Origin of the sequence: Caulobacter sp. SL161, from assembly GCF_026672375.1 — a bacterium.
GTDB lineage: Bacteria > Pseudomonadota > Alphaproteobacteria > Caulobacterales > Caulobacteraceae > Caulobacter.
Genome location: NZ_JAPPRA010000001.1, coordinates 3,126,104 through 3,144,602 on the forward strand (window position 1 = coordinate 3,126,104; position 18,499 = coordinate 3,144,602).

Consider the following 18,499-nt stretch of genomic DNA (forward strand, 5'->3'; position numbering starts at 1 on the left):
CAGCGCGTTTACTTGCGAAGCGTTCGCAAGAACGCGTCGGGCCGCTCACCGAAGTCGGTTCGCCAGGGCGGGTGTCGGCCCCCTGCCAGGCGAGGAGATTTACGGCGTGCGGCCCGACCATTTCACCGATCTCTTCTCCGACGCCGCTCTGGAGGTTTGCGGCCCCGCCGGTCTGGCCGAGGGTGAGCGCGTCCTGCTCTGGATGCTGCGCCAGTGGGCTGCGGCCCGTGTGCTGCGGGAAGAACCCGGCGCGCGTCTTTCAAAGACCGCTGGAGCCCTGATCTCGCCTCGCCTGGCCAGCGCCTTCATCCTGATGATGAGCGCCATCGAGGGGCAGGTTCGTCGCCCGCTGCGCTTCTCAACGCCGGGCTGCCGCAGCTACGCCGACGACGAGCAACGCCTCATCGTGGCCTGTGGCGTCAGCCCGGCGAGTTTGGAGATGGCCGATCGCCTGATCGAGAGCCTCGTGATCGCGCCCGAAGCCGTGACCTTGATGGCCCGCTACCTGAACGCGGCCTTGGCGCAGGAAGGCATGGCCTTGCCAATGCGCCTGGACGAGCCCGTGATCGCCGTGGCGCCCCTGCGCCCAAGAACGCTGCACTAGCTCCGTCGGGAGGTGGAGCGTTACGCGCGGGCCCGAGTCCAGCCCTCGTCGACCAAGCGTTGCGCCAGGGCTTGGGCCGCCATGACGACATCGTTCCAGGTCACGTCGAAGCCGGCGTCGTTCCCGTAATAGGGATCGATGACCGCACGCCCGGCATGGCCCTCCACCAGGTTCATCAGCAACCCCACCTCGGCGGTCGCGTCAGCCGGGGCGACGCTCAGAAGGCCGCGCAGGTTGTCGTGGTCCAGCGCGTAGATGTGGGTGAAGGTCCGGAAGTCGTCGGGTCGAACCTGACGCGCGCGCAAACCGGTGATATCGACGCCGTTGCGGCGCGCCACGGCGATGGCGCGGGCGTCGGGAGCCTCGCCCTTGTGCCAGCCACCGGTGCCGGCGCTGTCGGCGGCGACGTCCAGCCCCAGCCGTTCGGCCTCCGCGCGAAACGCCCCCTCGGCCAGGGGAGAGCGACAGATATTGCCCATGCAAACAAAGAGAACCGCCGCCCGCGCCATCAGGCCTCCCCCCACCCGCCGCCGCCCGGCGTTTCGATGACAATCACATCGCCCGCAGACACCTCGACGAGGTCGGTCGCGCCCAGGGCTTGGACCTGGCCCTCCGCGCGCTCTACCCTCGCAGATCCCAGAACCCCTGCCGCCCCGCCCTGCAGCCCGAACGGCGCCACGCGGCGGCGGTTGGACAACAGGGTCGCGGTCATCGGCTCGCGGGATCCGATCCGGCGCACCACGCCGTCGCCGCCCCGGTTCGCGCCGGCCCCGCCCGAGCCGCGCCGGATCGAGAACGCCTCGACCAGCACCGGATAGCGCGCCTCCAGCACCTCGGGATCGGTCAGGCGGCTGTTGGTCATGTGGGTCTGGACCGCATCGGTTCCGGCGAAGTCCGGTCCCGCGCCCGAGCCGCCGCAGATGGTCTCGTAGTACTGTCGCCGATCATCGCCGAAGGTGAAGTTGTTCATCGTCCCCTGCGCCGCCGCCATGACGCCAAGGGCGCCATAGAGCGCGTCGACCACCACCTGGCTGGTCTCGACATTGCCCGCCACCACCGCCGCCGGATAGCGCGGGCGCAGCATCGAGCCCTCGGGGATCACCAATTCGACCGGCCGCAGGCAGCCGTCGTTCATCGGGATCTCGTCATCGACCAACGTGCGGAAGACATACAGCGCCGCCGCCCGACAGATCGAGGCCGGGGCGTTGAAGTTGGTCGGGACCTGATCACTGGTCCCGGTAAAGTCGACACGCGCGGTGCGGGCGGCTTGGTCGACCGTGATCGCGACCTTCACCACCGAGCCGTCATCCAGTTCATAGGCGAAGGCGCCGCTCTTCATCGTCGCCAGCACGCGGCGGACGGCCTCTTCGGCGTTGTCCTGGACGTGCGCCATATAGGCCTCGACGACGTCCAGGCCGAACTCGGCGACCATCCCGGTCAAGGCCTCGGCGCCGCGCGCGCAGGCCGCGATCTGGGCCTTGAGGTCGCCGATGTTCTGGTCGGGATTGCGGGCCGGCCACTTGCCCGAGGCCAGCAGGGCCCGGGTCTCGGCCTCACGGAAGCGGCCGCCTTCGACCAGCAGGAAGTTCTCGATCAGAACCCCCTCCTCCTCGACCGTACGGCTGCTGGGCGGCATGGAGCCCGGCGTGATCCCGCCGATATCGCCCTGGTGACCCCGCGCGGCGACGTAGAAGCGAAGCGCGCCCTCCGCGTCGAACACCGGCATGACCACCGTCACGTCCGGCAGGTGGGTGCCCCCGTTGTAGGGCGCGTTCAGCATATAGACGTCGCCGGGCTGCATGCCGCGCCCGTCGTCACGTCGCGCCTCGCGGATGGCCCGAACGCTGTCGCCCATCGAGCCCAGGTGCACGGGCATGTGCGGCGCGTTGGCGATCAGGTTTCCGTCGCGATCAAACAGCGCGCACGAGAAGTCGAGGCGCTCTTTGATGTTCACCGAATAGGCGGTGTTCTGCAGGGCGAACCCCATCTCCTCGGCCACGGCCATGAAGAGGTTGTTGAACACCTCCAGCATCACCGGATCGGCGTCCGTGCCGATGGCCTTGCGGCTCGCCAGAGCGACGGTTCGCTCAAGGACGAGGTTCAGTTGCGCGTCGACGCGCGCGCGCCAGCCGGGCTCGACCACGGTGGTGCCCGTGGCTTCGCGGATGATCGCAGGCCCCGGAACCTCGGCGCCGACCGCCAGCGCTTCCCGGTCGAACACCGGCGTGGCGTGGACCTCCCCCGCCATCCGCGCCTCGACGGTGGCGAGCGCGATAGGCGCGCCCCCCGCAGCGCTGGCGCTGAAGGTTGGGCGCTCGCCCGCATCCGCGTGGCCGATCGCCTCGACCGACAGGGTCTCGACGACCAGCGGCGTCGTCGGCGAGGTGAAGCCGAAGCGACGCTGGTGCAAATCTTCGAACGTCTCGCGGACACGATCATCCAGCGGCGTGACCAGCGGCGTATCCGTGCCGGCGTACTTGACCCGCAAGCTCGCCACGGTCTCCAGCGACGCCATCGGAACGTCCTGGGCGCGCAACGCGGCCTCAGCCTCGGCGGCGAGGCGTCCCGCGCGCTCGGCCAGGTCATCGGCCTGCTCCAGAGGGCGCTCGACCGTCTCCTCGCGGATAAGGCGCAGGTCCGCCAGGCCCATGCCGTAGGCCGAAAGCACCCCGGCGAAGGGGTGGATCATCACCTTGGTCATGCCCAGGGCGTCGGCCACGAGACAGGCGTGCTGCCCGCCCGCCCCGCCGAAGCAGGCCAGCACGTAGCGGGTCACGTCATAGCCGCGCTGGATCGAGATCTGCCGCACCGCCTTGGCCATGTTTTCGACGGCGATGGTGACGAAGCCCTCGGCGACCTCCTGCGGGGTCATCGCGCGGCCGGTCGCGGCGGCGATCTGCGCGGCCATAGCCTCGAAGCCGCGCGTGACGGCCTCGACGTCGAGCGGCTGGTCGGCGCTCGGGCCGAACACCTTCGGGAAGAACTCGGGCCGCAGCTTGCCCAGCATGACGTTGCAGTCAGTGACGGTCAGCGGCCCGCCACGGCGATAGGCCGCCGGACCCGGAACGGCGCCGGCCGAGGCCGGCCCCACCCGCAATCGCGCGCCGTCGAAGCTGCAGATCGAACCGCCGCCCGCCGCCACGGTGTGGATGTTCATCATCGGCGCGCGCATCCGCACGCCCGCCACGACGGTCTCGAAGGCCCGCTCGTACTCGCCCGCGTAGTGGCAGACGTCGGTCGAGGTGCCGCCCATGTCGAAGCCGATCACCCGATCGAACCCCGCCTCGGCCGCTGTCCGCGCCATGCCGACGACGCCGCCGGCGGGGCCGGAGAGGATGGCGTCCTTGCCCCGGAAGGCCCGCGCATCGGTGAGGCCGCCGTTCGACTGCATGAAGAGCAACCGCGTGTCGCGACCCAGCGCGTCCGCCACCTGATCGACGTAGCGACGCAGGATCGGCGACAGATAGGCGTCGACCACCGTGGTGTCGCCACGCCCGACCAGCTTCATCAGCGGGCTGACCTCGTGGCTGGCAGAGACTTGGGAAAAGCCGATCTCGCGCGCGATCGCCGCGACCCGCGCTTCGTGATCGGTGAAGCGGAAGCCATGCAGCAGCACGATCGCCACGGCGCGGAAGCCGGCGTCGTAGGCGGCTTGCAGCCCGACGCGAGCGGCGTCTTCGTTGAGCGGCTGCAACACCTCTCCCTCGACGCTCATCCGCTCGTCGATCTCGACGACGCGGTCATAAAGGGCCTCGGGCTTGACGATATGGCGCTCGAACAGCTTGGGCCGCGCCTGATAGCCGATGCGCAGGGCGTCGGCGTGTCCCTTTGTGATCGCCAGGACCGTCGGCTCGCCCTTACGCTCCAGGAGCGCGTTGGTGGCGACCGTGGTGCCCATCTTCACCGCGTCGATCACGGCGCCCGCAGGCAGCAGCGCCCGCACGCCCGCCACAGCCGCGTCGGCATAGTGCTCGGGATTCTCCGACAGCAGCTTGTGGGTCACCAGCGAACCATCGGGCCGGCGCGCGACGATGTCGGTGAACGTGCCGCCCCGGTCGATCCAGAACTCCCAGCCGCGAGCGGTTTGGTCGGTGGCGGTCATGAGGTGGCGGCGCTCCCTTCGCACCCCCGTCATAACGCCTCCACCACCCGTGTCATCCCGGAAGCCTCGCAGAGGCTATCCGGGACCCAGGGGTGACGAAGCGCCGTGCGCGCCGCCCCTGGGTCCCGGCTCCACGCGCTCCGCGCTACGGTCGGGATGACGCGCTTTGGCGGGGTTACTTCAGAACCCCCAGCAGTTCCGCCGCCTGCCACAGGCCCAGCAACAGGAAGATCAGCGCCGCGCCGATACGGACGTACTTCAGCGGTACGACCTTGGTCGCCGCCTCGCCCAGATAGACGGCTGGGACATTGGCCAGCATCATCCCGAAGGTGGTGCCGGCGGCGACCCAGGCGATCGACTGGAACTTGGCGCCCAAGGCCACGGTGGCGATCTGGGTCTTGTCGCCCATCTCGACAAGGAAGAAGGCGATGGTGGTGGTCAGGAAAACGCCATAGCGCCCGGCCGCATCCCCCTCCTCGTCATCGGCCTTGTCGGGGATCAGCGCCCAGCCCGCCATGGCGATGAACGAGATGGCGATCGCCCATCGGAACCAGGCGCCGCTCAGAAAGTCGGCGACCCAGTAGCCGGCGGTCGCGGCCAGAGCGTGGTTGGCCAGCGTCGCCACCAGGATGCCCATGATGATCGGGATCGGCTTCTTGAACCGCGTGGCCAGGATGATGGCCAGGAGCTGGGTCTTGTCGCCGATCTCGGCGATGGCCACGACGAGGGTCGAGACGAACAGGCTTTCCATGAAAACAGTCCTCGGGCCGGGCGCATGCCAATAGCGTCGATACCTCACCCGGCCCGGATGACGATCGGCGCCATTGGTCTCGCCAAGGAAGCTGCAAGTCCGCTTCCCTTCCCCGCGCCATGGATCAGAGATCCAAGTGTGTTGACGGCGGGGCCCGCTGATAGGCGCGGGCGGCTACTCCCCAAAGGTGGGCGGGCGTGTAGCGGTTTGTCGGCGTCGGGTCAATTCCTCCTCACCTCCACCACACCCGCATCGCGGGGGAGCTGGCGCGGCGCGTATCCGCGCCGTGACAGAGGGGGCGCTTCGCAAACAGCGCCCCTCCGTGGAGCCTGTCCTCCGGCGCGCGCTTCGCGCGACCCGGGGGCGGTCCCCCTACCCCTTTTCACGGGGGAGGATGCTAAACCGCCGCCGGCGCGTCGAAGCGCAGGACGTGGATCGCCACGCGCACCTTGCCGCCGACGAAGTTCCCGCTCACCGCCGTCAGCACCACCGGCGTATCAGCGTAGAAGGCCGTCGGCCCCACGACCCCGACATTGCTGGCGTTCTTGGCCACGCCCAGCGCGCCGCCGAACTTGCTGGCCTCGCCCGCGACGCCGCAGTTGTAGGCGGTCGCGCCGGTGATCGCGGCCGTGGTCCGGGTCGAGACCGCCAGCACGATGGCGCGGCTGGGGATGACGATGGTGGTCGCCGTCGACGCGCCCGAGAGCGTCACCTCCTGCTCGAGGATCTCCAGCCGGGTGTTGGCAAGACCGGGCGAGGTCGCGGCGATCGTGCTGCGGAACGTCGCCGACAGCGGCGTCCAGGCCGCGCCGTCGAAGGCGACCACCTGGTTCTCGTCCTTGACCCAGGCCAGCACGCCCTCGGCGGGGGCCAGGGCCTCCCAGGCGCCGACCTCGAACCGCATCAGGGTCCCGGCGGACTGACCCGCCCACGCCGCACCAGTGGCCCCGGCGGGCAGGATCCAGACGCCGCCCGCGACCGGAGTAGCAGGCTGCGCCGCGAGCGCGCGGCTTTCCACCGCCAGTTGGACCAGACCGTCCAGCCGGGCGAGGCTATCATTGATGGGAATGTGCTTCTGGGCCTGTGCGGCGACCACATAGGGCAGGCCAAGGCGGGGCGTGACATCGTCGAACATGGGCGGCTCCGAGCGGGGTTGAAATCCGCTCCAAGCATCGGGCCGCCGCGAAGGGCGGGGACGGAAGCTGTTCCGTCCCCGTGACCCACCCGGCTATTCGGCGGCGAAAGCCAAGTGTTTTCCGGCGGTAAACGCCGTCTTGGCGGCCAGTTCGGCCTTGGCTTGCTCATACTCCGCCGCGAACTTGGCGACGAGTTCGCCGGCGGTCAGCACGTTGTCAATCGCGCCGATGCCCTGGCCGCAGCCCCAGATATCGCGCCAGGCCTTGGCCTCCTGGTTGCCGCCCGAGCCGAAGTTCATCTTCGACGGATCGCTTTCCGGCAGGTTGTCGGGGTCGAGGCCCGCCTTGATGACCGACGGCCGCAGGTAGTTGCCGTGCACGCCGGTGAAGAGGTTCGAATACAGGATGTCGTCCGCCTTGCTGTCGACGATCATCTGCTTGTAGCCCTCGACCGCGTTGGCTTCCTTCGTGGCGATGAAGGCCGAGCCGACATAGGCCAGGTCCGCGCCCATGGCCTGGGCCGCCAGGATCGAGCGGCCCGAGGCGATCGAGCCCGACAAGGCCACCGGACCGTCGAACCACTGGCGGATTTCCTGGATCAGCGCGAACGGCGACAGCGTGCCGGCGTGGCCGCCGGCGCCGGCGGCGACCGGGATCAGGCCATCGGCGCCCTTTTCGATCGCCTTGCGCGCGAAGCGGTCGGTGATGACGTCATGCAGGGTGATGCCGCCATACGAATGGATCGCCTGGTTCACGTCCTCGCGGGCGCCCAGCGAGGTGATGACCAGCGGCACCTTGTACTTCACGCACATGGCGATGTCGTCTTCGAGGCGGTTGTTCGTCTTGTGGACGATCTGGTTCACCGCGAACGGCGCCGACGGCATGTCGGGGTTGGCCTTGTCCCAGGCCGCCAGTTCCTCGGTGATCCGGGCCAGCCATTCGTCTAGCTGCGACAGCGGGCGCGCGTTCAGCGACGGGAACGACCCGACGATGCCCGCCTTGCACTGGGCGATCACCAGGTCCGGATTGCTGATGATGAACAGCGGCGAGGCGATGACCGGAAGGCGCAGGCGGTCGCGCAGGATCGGCGGCAGGGCCATGGAGAAGCTCCCTTTTGGAGGTCGGCTTGAGACGCCGAATATCTGATCAGCGATCAGCTTAAACAACTGTTTGGCCTGGACGCAAGGCTTGACGGCCCTAGCGGCAGGGGCGCATCACGATCAAAAATAGAAGAATGCTGCAGTGCAGGAGAGAGACGCTTTGACCGAGGCGATGACGCCCCTGGCCGAGGACTTCGGCGCCCAAGGCGACGCGGCGACCCGCGCGCGCTGGATGGCCCTGGTCGAGAAGACCCTGAAGGGTCAAAGCTTCGAAGACGCGCTCACCGTCAAGACGCCGGACGGCCTGACCATACAGCCCCTCTACACGGCCGAAGACGGCGTGGCCGTGGCGCGCGACCTGCGCGCGCGGGACACGCATCGCCCCTGGGACCTGCGGATGCGCGCGGCCCACCCCGATCCGACCCGCGCGGCCAAGGACGTTCTGACCGACCTCGAAGGCGGCGCGGCTTCAGTGCTGCTGCAGATCGATCCGACCGGCGCGAACGGCGTCGCGGTCGGCTCGGCCGATGACCTCGGCAAGGCCCTGTCGGGCGTGTTGCTGGACCTCGCGCCCGTCGCGCTCGATGCAGGCTTCCTGGGCCCCAAGGCCGCCGACTGGCTGGGCGCGCTGGCCAAGGCCGCGCCGAATGCGCCGCTGGCCTTCCACCTCGATCCGCTGACGGCCTTCGCCCAGGCCGGCGCCAGCCCCGGTCCGATCGAAAGCCACGTCTTCAACGCCGCGACCGTGGCGACGCGGCTGTCGACGACCTACGCCAAGGCCAGCCTGTTCTTGGGCACGGGCCGCGCCGCGCACGAGGCGGGCGGCTCCAATGTCGAGGAACTGGCCCTGATGACGGCCAGCGCTCTTACCTACGCCAAGGCCCTGGTCCGCTCGGGCCTGACGACTGAGGAGGCGTTCGGCCGCATCGTCCTGGGCGTCAGCCTGGACGGCGAATACTTCACCGGCGTCGCCAAGGTGCGCGCGGCCAAGGCCATCTGGGCGCGGCTCACCGAGTCGTGCGGCGTCACCGTCGCTCCGACCATCGAGGCCCGCTCCTCGCGGCGCATGCTGGCCAAGGCTGACGCCTGGACCAACCTCTTGCGCCTGACCTCGGCCGGGTTCGCCGGCGCGGTCGGCGGCGCGGACGCCATCGTGCTGGACGCCTTCACCGACGCGATCGGCCTGCCCACCGCCTTCGCCCGCCGCCAGGCCCGCAACACCCAGCTCGTCCTGATGGAGGAGAGCCACCTGGGCCGCGTCGCCGATCCGGCCGGCGGCGCCTGGTACCTCGACAGCCTGACCGACCAGTTGGCCCGCGCGGCCTGGGCGTCTTTCCAGGCCATCGAGGCCGCCGGCGGGGTCATCAAGGCGCTGGAGAGCGGCCTTGTCGCTGACGCCGTCGCCAAGACGCGCGCGGCCCAAGAGTCCGCCTACGCCGACAAGAGCCGCAAGATTCTTGGCGTCACCGTCTTCCCCAACGCCGACGACAAGCCGCCGGAGGTCGAGACGCCCGATCCGTCCGCCTTCGCCGTCCAAGGCCCTGACGTCCGCCTGCCGGGTCCGGACAGCCACTGCCCGGCCCTGACGCCCGTCCGCTTCGCCGCCGCCTTCGAGGGAGCCTGAGCTCATGAGCACGTTCCCCGACTTCACCAAGATCGACTTCGCCGAAGTCACCGCCCCGGCCGCCCCGAAGGGCGAGGCCTGGAACACGCCTGAAGGCGTCGCTGTGGCTCCGGCCTTCGACGCGCAAGATGTCGCCGGGCTGGACTTCACTGGCGGCTTCCCGGGTGTCGCGCCGTTCGTGCGCGGCCCCTACCCGACCATGTACGTGACCAACCCGTGGACGGTGCGTCAGTACGCGGGCTTCTCGACGGCGGAAGACTCCAACGCGTTCTATCGGCGCAACCTGGCGGCCGGTCAGATGGGCCTGTCGGTGGCCTTCGACCTGGCCACCCACCGCGGCTATGACAGCGACCACGAGCGAGTGAAGGGCGATGTCGGCATGGCGGGCGTGGCCATCGACTCGATCCTGGACATGCGCACGCTGTTTTCCGGCATCCCGCTCGACAAGATGAGCGTGTCGATGACCATGAACGGCGCGGTGCTGCCGATCCTGGCGCTCTATATCGTCGCGGCCGAGGAACAGGGCGTCAGCCCCGACAAGCTCTCGGGGACGATCCAGAACGATATCCTCAAAGAGTTCATGGTGCGGAACACCTACATCTATCCGCCCGCGCCCTCGATGCGGATCATCTCGGACATCTTTTCATACACTTCGAGCAATATGCCGAAGTTCAACTCGATCTCTATCAGCGGCTATCACATGCAGGAGGCCGGGGCGACGGCCGACCTGGAGCTGGCCTACACCCTGGCCGACGGCGTCGAGTACGCCCGCGCCGGCGTCGCGGCCGGCATGAGCATCGACGCCTTCGCGCCGCGCCTGTCGTTCTTCTGGGCCATCGGCATGAACTACTTCATGGAAGTGGCCAAGATGCGCGCCGCGCGCCTGCTGTGGGCCCGTCTGATGAAGCGCGAGTTCGATCCCAAGGACGACCGCTCGCTGTCCCTGCGCACGCACAGCCAGACCTCGGGCTGGTCGCTGGCGGCGCAGGACGTGTTCAACAACGTCGCCCGCACCTGCGTCGAGGCCATGGCCGCCGTGAACGGCCAGACCCAGAGCCTGCACACCAACAGCCTGGACGAAGCCCTGGCCCTGCCGACCGACTTCTCGGCCCGGATCAGCCGCAACACCCAGCTGTTCCTGCAGATGGAGAGCGGTACGACCCGCGTCGCCGACCCCTGGGGCGGCAGCTACTATGTCGAACGCCTGACCTACGAACTGGCCCAGAAGGCCCTGGCCCATATCGAAGAGGTCGAGGCGCTGGGCGGCATGGCCAAGGCCATCGAGCAGGGCCTGCCCAAGCTCCGTATCGAGGAAGCCGCCGCCCGCACCCAGGCCCGCATCGACAGCGGCAAGCAGAGCGTGGTCGGCGTCAACCGCTACAAGCCCGAGGTCGCCGACGACATCCCGGTGCTGAAGGTCGACAACAGCGCAGTGCGCGCCGCCCAGCTGGAGAAGCTGGCCCGCCTAAAGGCCGAACGCGATCCGGCCGCCACCGAAGCGGCCTTGAAGGCGCTGGAGGACGGCGCGCGAGGCAATGGGAACCTGCTGGCCCTGGCCGTCGATGCCGCCCGCGCCAAGGCCACGGTCGGCGAGATCAGCTATGCGCTGGAGAAGGTGTTCGGTCGTCACCGCGCCGAGATCAAGTCGATCCAGGGGGTCTATATGAAGGAGGCCGGCAACGATCCGACGACGGCTCGCGCCAAGGCCATGGTCGAGGCTTTCGAGCAGGCCGACGGCCGCCGTCCCCGCATCCTCATCGCCAAGATGGGCCAGGACGGTCACGACCGCGGCCAGAAAGTGATCGCCACGGCCTTCGCCGATCTCGGCTTCGACGTCGACATCGGCCCACTGTTCCAGACGCCCGCCGAGGCCGCCCGCCAGGCGGTGGAGAACGACGTCCACGTGGTGGGCGCCAGCTCACTCGCGGCGGGTCACCTGACCCTGGCCCCGGAGCTGAAGGCCGAGCTCGCCAAGCAGGGCCGCGACGACATCCTGATGGTCGTGGGTGGGGTCATTCCGCCCCAGGACTTCCAGGCCCTTCGCGACGCCGGCGCGGCGGCGATCTTCCCGCCCGGCACGGTGATCGCTGAGGCGGCCATCGAGCTGCTGGATCAGTTGAACCGACAGCTGGGCTACACCCAAGCGGTCGCCTGAGCCGCTTGCCGACCGCGAGCGTCAATGTAACCCCCGGTGGCAAACCCGAAGGTTCACATGTCAAGATCGTTGAAGAGAACAACCCGTCTCCGCGTCGTCTTGGCATTGGTGTTCGCGTTTGTGCTCCCGGGACTCTTGCTGGGAGAGGCCTACTATCTTCTGGATCCTTCAGTAGGCCGCGAGGAGACGGGGCCTGGCTTCGCCGTGATAGGCGTTGTGTTCGGCTTCTTTTTGGGTTGGCCCTTTGTCCTGGGCGCGGCCGTCGCCTGGAGCATTCTGGACAGTCTGGAGAGACACTTTGCCTGGACTGCGGCCTTGGTCGGCGTTCTGACCGGGCTCGCCGTCTCCGCCTATGCCTTCCGCAATGGCATGTTTCAGACTCAGCCCGTCGCCTACCCTCTTTGCGCGGCGATCGGACTGGCGACAGGTCTTGGCGTCTGGTGGATCGCTTACGGTCGCCAAAGCCGGCTGCCCGTAAAGCTCGCGCCAAAGACGCGGCTCGTCCTCTAACCGCCCTTCTTGCGGAACATCCCACGCTTGTGTTGGAGCGCTCTAAGGCGATGTGGTCGGGCAGCCCTTAGCGGCTCAGGACTTTCAGCCCCTGCGCGACGCCGGCGCCGCAGCGATCTTCCCGGCGGGGACGGTCATCGCCGAGGCCGCCATCGAGCTGTTGGACCAGCTGAACCGGCAGTTGGGTTACACGCAGGGCGCGGCCTGACCAGCGAGTGTGCGACCAGCCTCAGGCATGCTAGACTAGGGTCATGAACGCCCTGGCTCGAGCGCTGGAGACCTCGCAACAGCACCGCTTCACGCTGGACGATGTGCTGCGCATGCAGGAGGCGGGCATCCTCGACGAGAGCGCTCGGGTCGAATTGATCGATGGAGCGCTGGTCGAGATGGCGTCCGAAGGGGAAGCCCATTCGCGGCTGAAAATGCAGATCGCGAAACAGTTCATCCTATCCTTCGGCGACGCAGTTCAGGTGATGATCGAATCGACCCTGAGGCTGTCGCCGACCAACGCGCCTGACCCAGACCTCTATCTCTATGATCAGGCGCTTTCGCTCGGCGAAATCAATGGGGCGAACGTGGGCCTCGTCATAGAGGTGGCCCAGTCAACCCTGCGGAGCGATCTGGCCTTCAAGGCCGAGCTCTACGCCCAACATGGTGTTCGCGACTACTGGGTCGTGGACGTGAACACCGATACGCTGATCGTACATCGCGGTCTGGCGGGGGGCGTCTATCGCGATGTGACGCATCACGCGGCGCGCGAGACGGTCACGGCGCTTGTCCTGCCAAGCGTGTCACTGTGCCTGGCTGAACTGCCCATCATTCGCTAACCGCCCTTCTTGCGGAACAGCCCTCGCTTCTTCTTGGAGCGCTCCAGGGCGATGTCGTCGGGCAGACCGTGGCGGGCCTCGATGTCCTTCTGCAGCGCCTTGGCCGCCATCAGGTGGCCGGGGAACAGCATGTCGACCACCGAGCCGGCGAAGGGCACCGCGTCGGTCGCGGTGTCGGCCAGCACATAGGCCAGCATCCGCGCGACCGTGGACAACGACGCCCCGGCGCTGATGGCGTTGAAGACAAGCAAGGCCCCCGCCCCGATGCTGTAGAGCGGGCCGACGCCAGGCACCCACGACAGCACGCCGTCAAGGCCCAGTCCGAAAGGTCCGAGCCCGATCAGACGGTCCGACAGGCCCTTGATGCTTTCGGCCGACCGCCAGGCGCGATGGGCCTTGGCGCGGCGATCTGTGTGACGGTCGGAATAGTCGGCGGAGACAGAGATGTCGTCGGTCATGCTGTGCTCAACGCTCCGTCCCTGTTGTCGTTACCGTCAGCCCAGGAAGACGACCCGTCGCTTCTCCTTGCCGGCCTGGATACGGGCCAGCAGGTCACGGTACTCTTGCGTCGCCTGGACCTCCTTGCGGGTCCCTTCAAAATAGATCGTGTCGTCCATGTGCTTGGTCAACATGTCGGCCGACCACTTGTGGCCGGTGAACAGCACGTCCGCCGCCTTGCCCGCCACGGGGATCGAGCCGGCGACGGTGTCGATCAGGATGATCGCGCAGATCTGGATGATGATCATCGGCGCGGCCCGCGCCCGCACCGCGTCCAGCACGATCAGGCCGCCCGCGCCCAGGCTGTAGAGCTCGCCCGCCCCCGGAATCCAGGTCAGCAGGCCATCAAGGCCCACGCCAAAGGGGCCCACCCCCACGACATTGTCGGAGAGCTTTTTCACCCGCTCCACATTGGCGCGGATGTTGTGCAGCTCGACGTGCGATTTCGCGAAGATCACCAAGGGGCTCCGGGACGCGGTAAACGTGGGCAATCTGCCTGAAGCACGGCCCCGCAGGAAGTGGCGGCGGGCCAGATTCCCGCCCTGAGCGAACAGCGTGATCAAAAGTCTCGCGTGCGGAGGGAGCCCCTCGCGAAAGACGAGGTTTGCGCCTAAGTTAATGAGAAGGTCCGCCAGGATTCTCGGATGCTGATCACGACTACGCCATTCATCGAAGGCCGCCCCGTGCAGGAGTACAAGGGCGCGATCTACGCCCAGTCGATCCTGGGCGCGAATGTCGTTCTCGACCTCCTGGCGGCGATCCGCGACTTTATCGGCGGCCATTCCAAGTCGTACGAACGCGTCCTGGCCCGCGCCCGCGAGGACGCGATGAAGAACCTCATCAAGGAAGCCGAGAAGCTGGGGGCCAACGCCATCCTGGCGGTCGACCTCGACTACAACACTGTCGGCCCGCAGGGCTCGATGATGATGGTGTCGGTATCCGGGACCGCCGTCGTCCTCTAGGCGGGGGAAAAGCCGCCCCTCAAGGATAGCTCCCGCCCAGCCGCTACGGGCCCCGCGGCGCGTGTCCCCAAAGCTTCCGTTGCGGCCCGGATGTTGACCGGCTCGGGGAGACGGCGCCCGGCGCGAATTGCCAGTTGCAGGCCTGCGAACGCTCCTGTATCGAACGCCCTCCCCCGCCGACGTGATTTGCGTCGACACCCGGATGGCCCGGTGGCGGAGTGGTGACGCAGCGGACTGCAAATCCGTGCACCCCGGTTCGATTCCGGGCCGGGCCTCCAACCACAACGCCCTAAAACTGCAACGCTGACCCGAACAGGGCGAGCGTATGCGCGCGCCTATTGAGTGTCATGGCACTCAAAGAAGCCACACATCTCGAGCCTATCGCGTAGTCTCCGCACTCGCCGACACAAGGCCCACGCGCCCGGCTCGCAGAGCCGGGCGCTGCCTTCCCTCACGACGTCAGCAGCTTCGCCTTGAGTTGGGCAAGGTCGGCCGGGGTCAGGCCCAGATCCTGTTCGACATAGCGCTTCCAGCCGCCGTCTCGCGCCGCGATGGCCTCAAAAGCCGCGTCGAGATAGCGTGCATCCACGCCCATCAAGGCCTGGACGACATCGGGCGGCAGACGACGAAACATGGCCGCCGCCGGATCGTCCGAAGCCGTCTGGGCCGACGGCTTGTAGTAGGTGTTCGACAGCAGATAGTCCTGCGTCACCGTTTCGCGCGGAACCCCGATCAGAGTGAGGATCAGCGCGGCGGCGACGCCGGTGCGATCCTTGCCCGCCGAGCAGTTGAACACCACCGGCGCGCCATCATCGAGCACTTGCCGGATCAGGGTGGCGTACTGCGGGGCGAAACTGAACGGCACCTGCTTGTAGAAGCCGGCCATCAAGGTGCGGGTGTCTTCGGCGCTGGGCGTTCCCTTGCTGAACAGGGCCATGAACGGCGCCATGTCCATCGGATAGTCGGTCTGGTGGACGCTCACGCCCATGGCGGCCGGCCACTGGATGGGCTGGGCCTGGCGTTCGTTGGTCGAACGCAGGTCGATGTTCGAGCGAATGCCCAGGGACTTGAGCTGCTCAAAGCCCTCGGGCGTGATGTGGCTCAGTTCGGCCGAGCGATAGACCACGCCCGACTTGACCGTGCGGCCATCGGCGGTGCGATAACCGCCAAGGTCGCGGAAGTTCATGCCGCCGTCGATCAGCAGCACATGGCCGTTCTCGACCCGGGCGATGGCCGGCGCGGTCTGAGCCAGGACGGGCGTGGCGGCCGGGAGGATCGCCGTGCTCAGAACGGCGCAGAACGCTACGCTTTGCAGGAGCTTTTTCACCGTGGATCTCCAGGTCAGAAGTTGAAGCGCAGGCCCGCCATGAAGCGGCGGCCGATCTGTTCGACTTCCGAGGGGTGCTTGGTGTCGCCCTCGTAAGCGATGTAGGTTTCGTTGGTCAGGTTCGAGGCGTCGGCGAACAGAGTCAGACGCGCGTTCAGCGCATAGCGCAGGGTCAGGTCTAGATTGCCGTAGGCCTTGCGGAACTCATCACCGCCCGAACCCAGGCCAAGCCCGCCCAAGGTGTCGGCCCAGTCGTCCCGCCATTGGTAGCTCAGACGCGCCGACAGGCCGTACTTCTCATAGGACAGAGCGGTGTTGACCACGGTCTTGGAGGTGCCCGGGAACGGCGCGCCCTTGCGCGCAGGGGTGTCAAACTCGCCGTCCAGCAGGGCCAGATTGCCGCTGACGCCCAGACCGTCCCAGGGTGAAGGCAGCTGGCGGAAATTCTGCTGATAGTTCAGCTCGACGCCATAGAGCTTGCCGTTGCTGCCGTTCAGGGTCGAGATGAAGTCATAGCCCGTGCGATCAATCCCGCCGGCGTCATAGGTGTCGTCAGCCACCTTGGTCCGCGCGTCGTAGAGCACATTGTCCACGTCGCGATAGAAGCCGCCGAGCGACAGAACGCTGTCGCTGGACAGGTAGTATTCGAACGAGACGTCCGCGCCCCAGGTGTATTCGGGCTTCAGGCGAGGGTTGCCGCCCGACACCGTGCCGGGTGCGCTGGTGTCGTTGATCGAGGCGCCCGTGCGGATCGCGCCGAACGAGGGCCTGGCCACGCCGCGCTGCACGGCGCCGCGCAGCACCATGTCTTGGCCAAGGTCGAACTTGGCGTTCACGCTGGGGAAGATGTCTGTGTAGTCGTTCTCGATCACCAGCGGGGTCACGGTGGTTCCAGCCTGGATGAAGCCGGCGATCTTCTGCTTCATGTGCTCGACGCGGGCGCCGAACACCACTTGGCCGCCGTCAAATCCCAGCTTGGCCATGCCGTAGCCGGCCGTCAGCTTTTCGTCGATGGCGTAGCGTGAGGTCGGGGCGATGATCGAGGACGGGTTGTAGCGCCCGGCCGCCGCCAAGGTCTGCAACTTGGTCTCCAGGTCCTTCCGCAGGCGACGATTGTCGAGATAGTTCAGGGTCGCGCCGAGCGGAAAGTCCGTCTCCCAAGCCTTGGTGGTCACATAGTCGGCCGCCTTCAAGTCGGCTTGACCGATGGCCGGCAGCAGCGCCGACAGCAGCACGGTCGGCTGGCCGATCGTGTTGCCGTCGATCTCGCGCTGGTCGTACTGGTAACCCGCCTTGAAGGTCCAGCGATCGTTTTCGCGGCTGAGGTCGCCCTTGGCGGTCCAGCTGTCGCCCTCAATCTCCGAGACGATCGGCAGGCCGATATTGAAGTCGAACGCGCCTTGGTCCACGGCCGTCAGGGCCTCGCCCCGCGCATAGGTCCCGGCGGTCGAACCGTTGATGGTCTTGTAGAGCTTGATGGTCGGGAAGTTGGGATCGTCCAGGCGATAGCTGAGCGAAGGGCGCAGCAGACGATTGAACTGCTGGTTCTGCAGCAACAGCGGCAGGTTGGTGTCGTTGCTCATCTTGGCGTTGTTCAGGCGCCAGCTGAACCGCCAGCCGTCGGCAAAGCCGTGCTCGCCGCCCAACGTGGTGAGCGCGTTCTTGGTGCGGTACTCGCCAAACTGCGCTGTGGAGCGCACCGGCACGCCGACCAGTTCGCCGCCCGTCGCGCCGCGCGTCCCAGACAGCGCGCTGCCCAACTGGAACGTGTAGTGGTTACGCTCCTCGTCGTCCTTGAACTCCGAATAGACCCACTTCAGGAAGAATTCGTGGTCGTCGCTTGGCCGCCAGGACAGCCCCATCGCAGCGCCGTTGTTCTCGCGCTGTAGGCGATAGTTGCGGGCGTCAAACGAGGACAGGACACGCGCGGCGTCATAGGCAAATTCGCGGTTGTCGGTGATCTGCGCGCGGCGATAGTGCGACACGGCGGCCATGACGCCGAAGGTGTCGTTGGACCAGGCGCCGCGCAGCGAGCCCTGGCGCTGCTCGCCGCCACCCAGATTCATCCGGCCCAGGCCAAGCTCACCCTGCAAGTCGGTTCCGCGACGATCGAACGGCGAATAGGTGCGCAGATCGATCTGCGCCACCACAGCTTCCGCCGGCAGGTCGGGGGTCAGCGACTTGTTGACCGCCAGCGAGCGTAGGATCACCGCGGGCACCGCGTCAAAGCGGAAGGCGCGGCCAGCGCCGCCTTCATCGACGCCGATCACCGGCACGCCGTCGAACGAGACGCTGGTCCAGCGGTTGGGCGCGCCGCGCACCTGTATGTAGCGCTCTTGGCCCTGGTCGCGCTGCACCGCCACGGCCGGCAGACGCGACAGCGCCGCCGCAGAGTTCTGGTCGGGGAAGCGGCCAACGGTGTCCGAGGCGATGACATTGACCAGATTGTCGGCCTGGCGCTGTTCGCGCAGGGCTGCGGTCTGGGAGTCGCGCAGCGGCGCGAAGATCACGACTTCTCCGGTGACCACCGGGGCCTCGGGATCGGCGGGTTGGCTGGCCCCCTGGACCTGAGCGCTGGCGGCGCCGGCCGACAACGCCAAAAGAGACAGGCCGGCCAGGGCGGCGCGGCGCAGATCGGCTCGACGGTTCATCAACTTGCTTGCCCCCAACGCTTGAAAATCAAGAGTGATGAAGCGACGCTGTTAGAACGTTTGTACTGCGAATTTTGAACGCTTCTATGACCGTTTGATCACAGCCAAACAACGCGAACAGCCTTGGCGATCAGAGCTTAATCACGCTAGATCAGCGCCGAAACCCAAGACCACACGCGATCGATCTCAGGCCCATAGCCCTTATGAATCGGCTCAACACTGACGATATTCCGGACCCCACAGCGGACCGAC

At 67.3% G+C, this 18,499-nt stretch carries 15 protein-coding genes, 1 tRNA gene, 1 pseudogene and 1 riboswitch; of the genes and pseudogenes, 8 read left to right on the plus strand and 9 right to left on the minus strand.

Annotation, left to right across the window (positions count from 1 at the left end):
- Window positions 1-106 precede the first annotated feature (106 nt).
- Window positions 107-604, plus strand: a complete 498-nt coding sequence (locus OVA11_RS15375; protein ID WP_268068158.1) for a hypothetical protein — start codon at window positions 107-109, stop codon at window positions 602-604.
- 20 nt (window positions 605-624) lie between these two features.
- Here the strand turns inward: OVA11_RS15375 and OVA11_RS15380 are convergent, their stop codons facing one another.
- From OVA11_RS15380 to OVA11_RS15400, 5 genes are all read right to left on the minus strand, one after another.
- Complete coding sequence (locus OVA11_RS15380; protein WP_268068159.1) at window positions 625-1,128, minus strand: low molecular weight protein-tyrosine-phosphatase; 504 nt, start codon at window positions 1,126-1,128, stop codon at window positions 625-627.
- Window positions 1,113-4,706 (minus strand): hydantoinase B/oxoprolinase family protein, encoded by a 3,594-nt coding sequence (locus OVA11_RS15385; RefSeq protein ID WP_268068160.1) that lies wholly within the window; start codon window positions 4,704-4,706, stop codon window positions 1,113-1,115. The genes OVA11_RS15380 and OVA11_RS15385 overlap by 16 nt, the downstream gene beginning before the upstream one ends.
- Window positions 4,707-4,881: 175 nt before the next feature.
- The gene (locus OVA11_RS15390; RefSeq protein ID WP_268068161.1) at window positions 4,882-5,457 is read right to left on the minus strand and encodes a TMEM165/GDT1 family protein; all 576 of its coding nucleotides are present in this window, start codon (window positions 5,455-5,457) and stop codon (window positions 4,882-4,884) included.
- Between the two features lie 84 nt (window positions 5,458-5,541).
- Window positions 5,542-5,652: riboswitch (yybP-ykoY riboswitch) on the minus strand.
- Between the two features lie 202 nt (window positions 5,653-5,854).
- Window positions 5,855-6,592, minus strand: coding sequence for a DUF2793 domain-containing protein (locus OVA11_RS15395; RefSeq protein ID WP_268068162.1), 738 nt, complete (start codon window positions 6,590-6,592; stop codon window positions 5,855-5,857).
- Window positions 6,593-6,685: 93 nt separating this feature from the next.
- Window positions 6,686-7,693 carry an NAD(P)H-dependent flavin oxidoreductase gene (locus OVA11_RS15400; RefSeq protein WP_268068163.1) on the minus strand — a complete coding sequence of 336 codons (1,008 nt, stop codon included), beginning with the start codon at window positions 7,691-7,693 and terminating at the stop codon, window positions 6,686-6,688.
- 172 nt (window positions 7,694-7,865) lie between these two features.
- On the opposite strand from OVA11_RS15400, the gene OVA11_RS15405 reads away from it, so the two are divergent.
- The 5 genes and pseudogenes from OVA11_RS15405 (at window position 7,866) to OVA11_RS15425 (ending at window position 12,809) form a co-directional block, all read left to right on the plus strand.
- Window positions 7,866-9,317 (plus strand): methylmalonyl-CoA mutase subunit beta, encoded by a 1,452-nt coding sequence (locus OVA11_RS15405; RefSeq protein WP_268068992.1) that lies wholly within the window; start codon window positions 7,866-7,868, stop codon window positions 9,315-9,317.
- 4 nt (window positions 9,318-9,321) lie between these two features.
- Window positions 9,322-11,472, plus strand: coding sequence for a methylmalonyl-CoA mutase (scpA, locus tag OVA11_RS15410; protein WP_268068164.1), 2,151 nt, complete (start codon window positions 9,322-9,324; stop codon window positions 11,470-11,472).
- A gap of 57 nt (window positions 11,473-11,529) precedes the next feature.
- Window positions 11,530-11,982, plus strand: a complete 453-nt coding sequence (locus OVA11_RS15415) for a hypothetical protein (RefSeq protein WP_268068165.1) — start codon at window positions 11,530-11,532, stop codon at window positions 11,980-11,982.
- A 73-nt stretch (window positions 11,983-12,055) separates the two neighbouring features.
- Window positions 12,056-12,190, plus strand: a pseudogene (locus tag OVA11_RS15420) (hypothetical protein); the annotation flags it as partial.
- 43 nt (window positions 12,191-12,233) lie between these two features.
- Window positions 12,234-12,809 (plus strand): Uma2 family endonuclease, encoded by a 576-nt coding sequence (locus tag OVA11_RS15425; RefSeq protein ID WP_268068167.1) that lies wholly within the window; start codon window positions 12,234-12,236, stop codon window positions 12,807-12,809.
- Here the strand turns inward: OVA11_RS15425 and OVA11_RS15430 are convergent.
- Both OVA11_RS15430 and OVA11_RS15435 read right to left on the minus strand, forming a co-directional pair.
- Window positions 12,806-13,267, minus strand: coding sequence for a DUF4112 domain-containing protein (locus tag OVA11_RS15430; RefSeq protein WP_268068168.1), 462 nt, complete (start codon window positions 13,265-13,267; stop codon window positions 12,806-12,808). The genes OVA11_RS15425 and OVA11_RS15430 overlap by 4 nt on opposite strands.
- Before the next feature lie 36 nt (window positions 13,268-13,303).
- On the minus strand, window positions 13,304-13,768 hold the full coding sequence (locus tag OVA11_RS15435) for a DUF4112 domain-containing protein (protein WP_268068169.1): 465 nt from the start codon (window positions 13,766-13,768) through the stop codon (window positions 13,304-13,306).
- A 183-nt stretch (window positions 13,769-13,951) separates the two neighbouring features.
- Between OVA11_RS15435 and OVA11_RS15440 the strand changes: the two genes are divergently transcribed.
- Both OVA11_RS15440 and OVA11_RS15445 read left to right on the plus strand, forming a co-directional pair.
- Window positions 13,952-14,269, plus strand: a complete 318-nt coding sequence (locus tag OVA11_RS15440; RefSeq protein ID WP_010920235.1) for a heavy metal-binding domain-containing protein — start codon at window positions 13,952-13,954, stop codon at window positions 14,267-14,269.
- Window positions 14,270-14,473: 204 nt separating this feature from the next.
- Window positions 14,474-14,547: transfer RNA gene (locus OVA11_RS15445), tRNA-Cys, on the plus strand.
- A 173-nt stretch (window positions 14,548-14,720) separates the two neighbouring features.
- On the opposite strand, the gene OVA11_RS15450 is transcribed toward OVA11_RS15445, so the two are convergent.
- Both OVA11_RS15450 and OVA11_RS15455 read right to left on the minus strand, forming a co-directional pair.
- A complete protein-coding gene (locus OVA11_RS15450) occupies window positions 14,721-15,596 on the minus strand; it encodes a tyrosine-protein phosphatase (protein ID WP_268068170.1) in 876 nt (291 codons plus the stop codon).
- A gap of 14 nt (window positions 15,597-15,610) precedes the next feature.
- Window positions 15,611-18,247 carry a TonB-dependent receptor gene (locus OVA11_RS15455; protein ID WP_268068171.1) on the minus strand — a complete coding sequence of 879 codons (2,637 nt, stop codon included), beginning with the start codon at window positions 18,245-18,247 and terminating at the stop codon, window positions 15,611-15,613.
- Window positions 18,248-18,499: the final 252 nt, after the last annotated feature.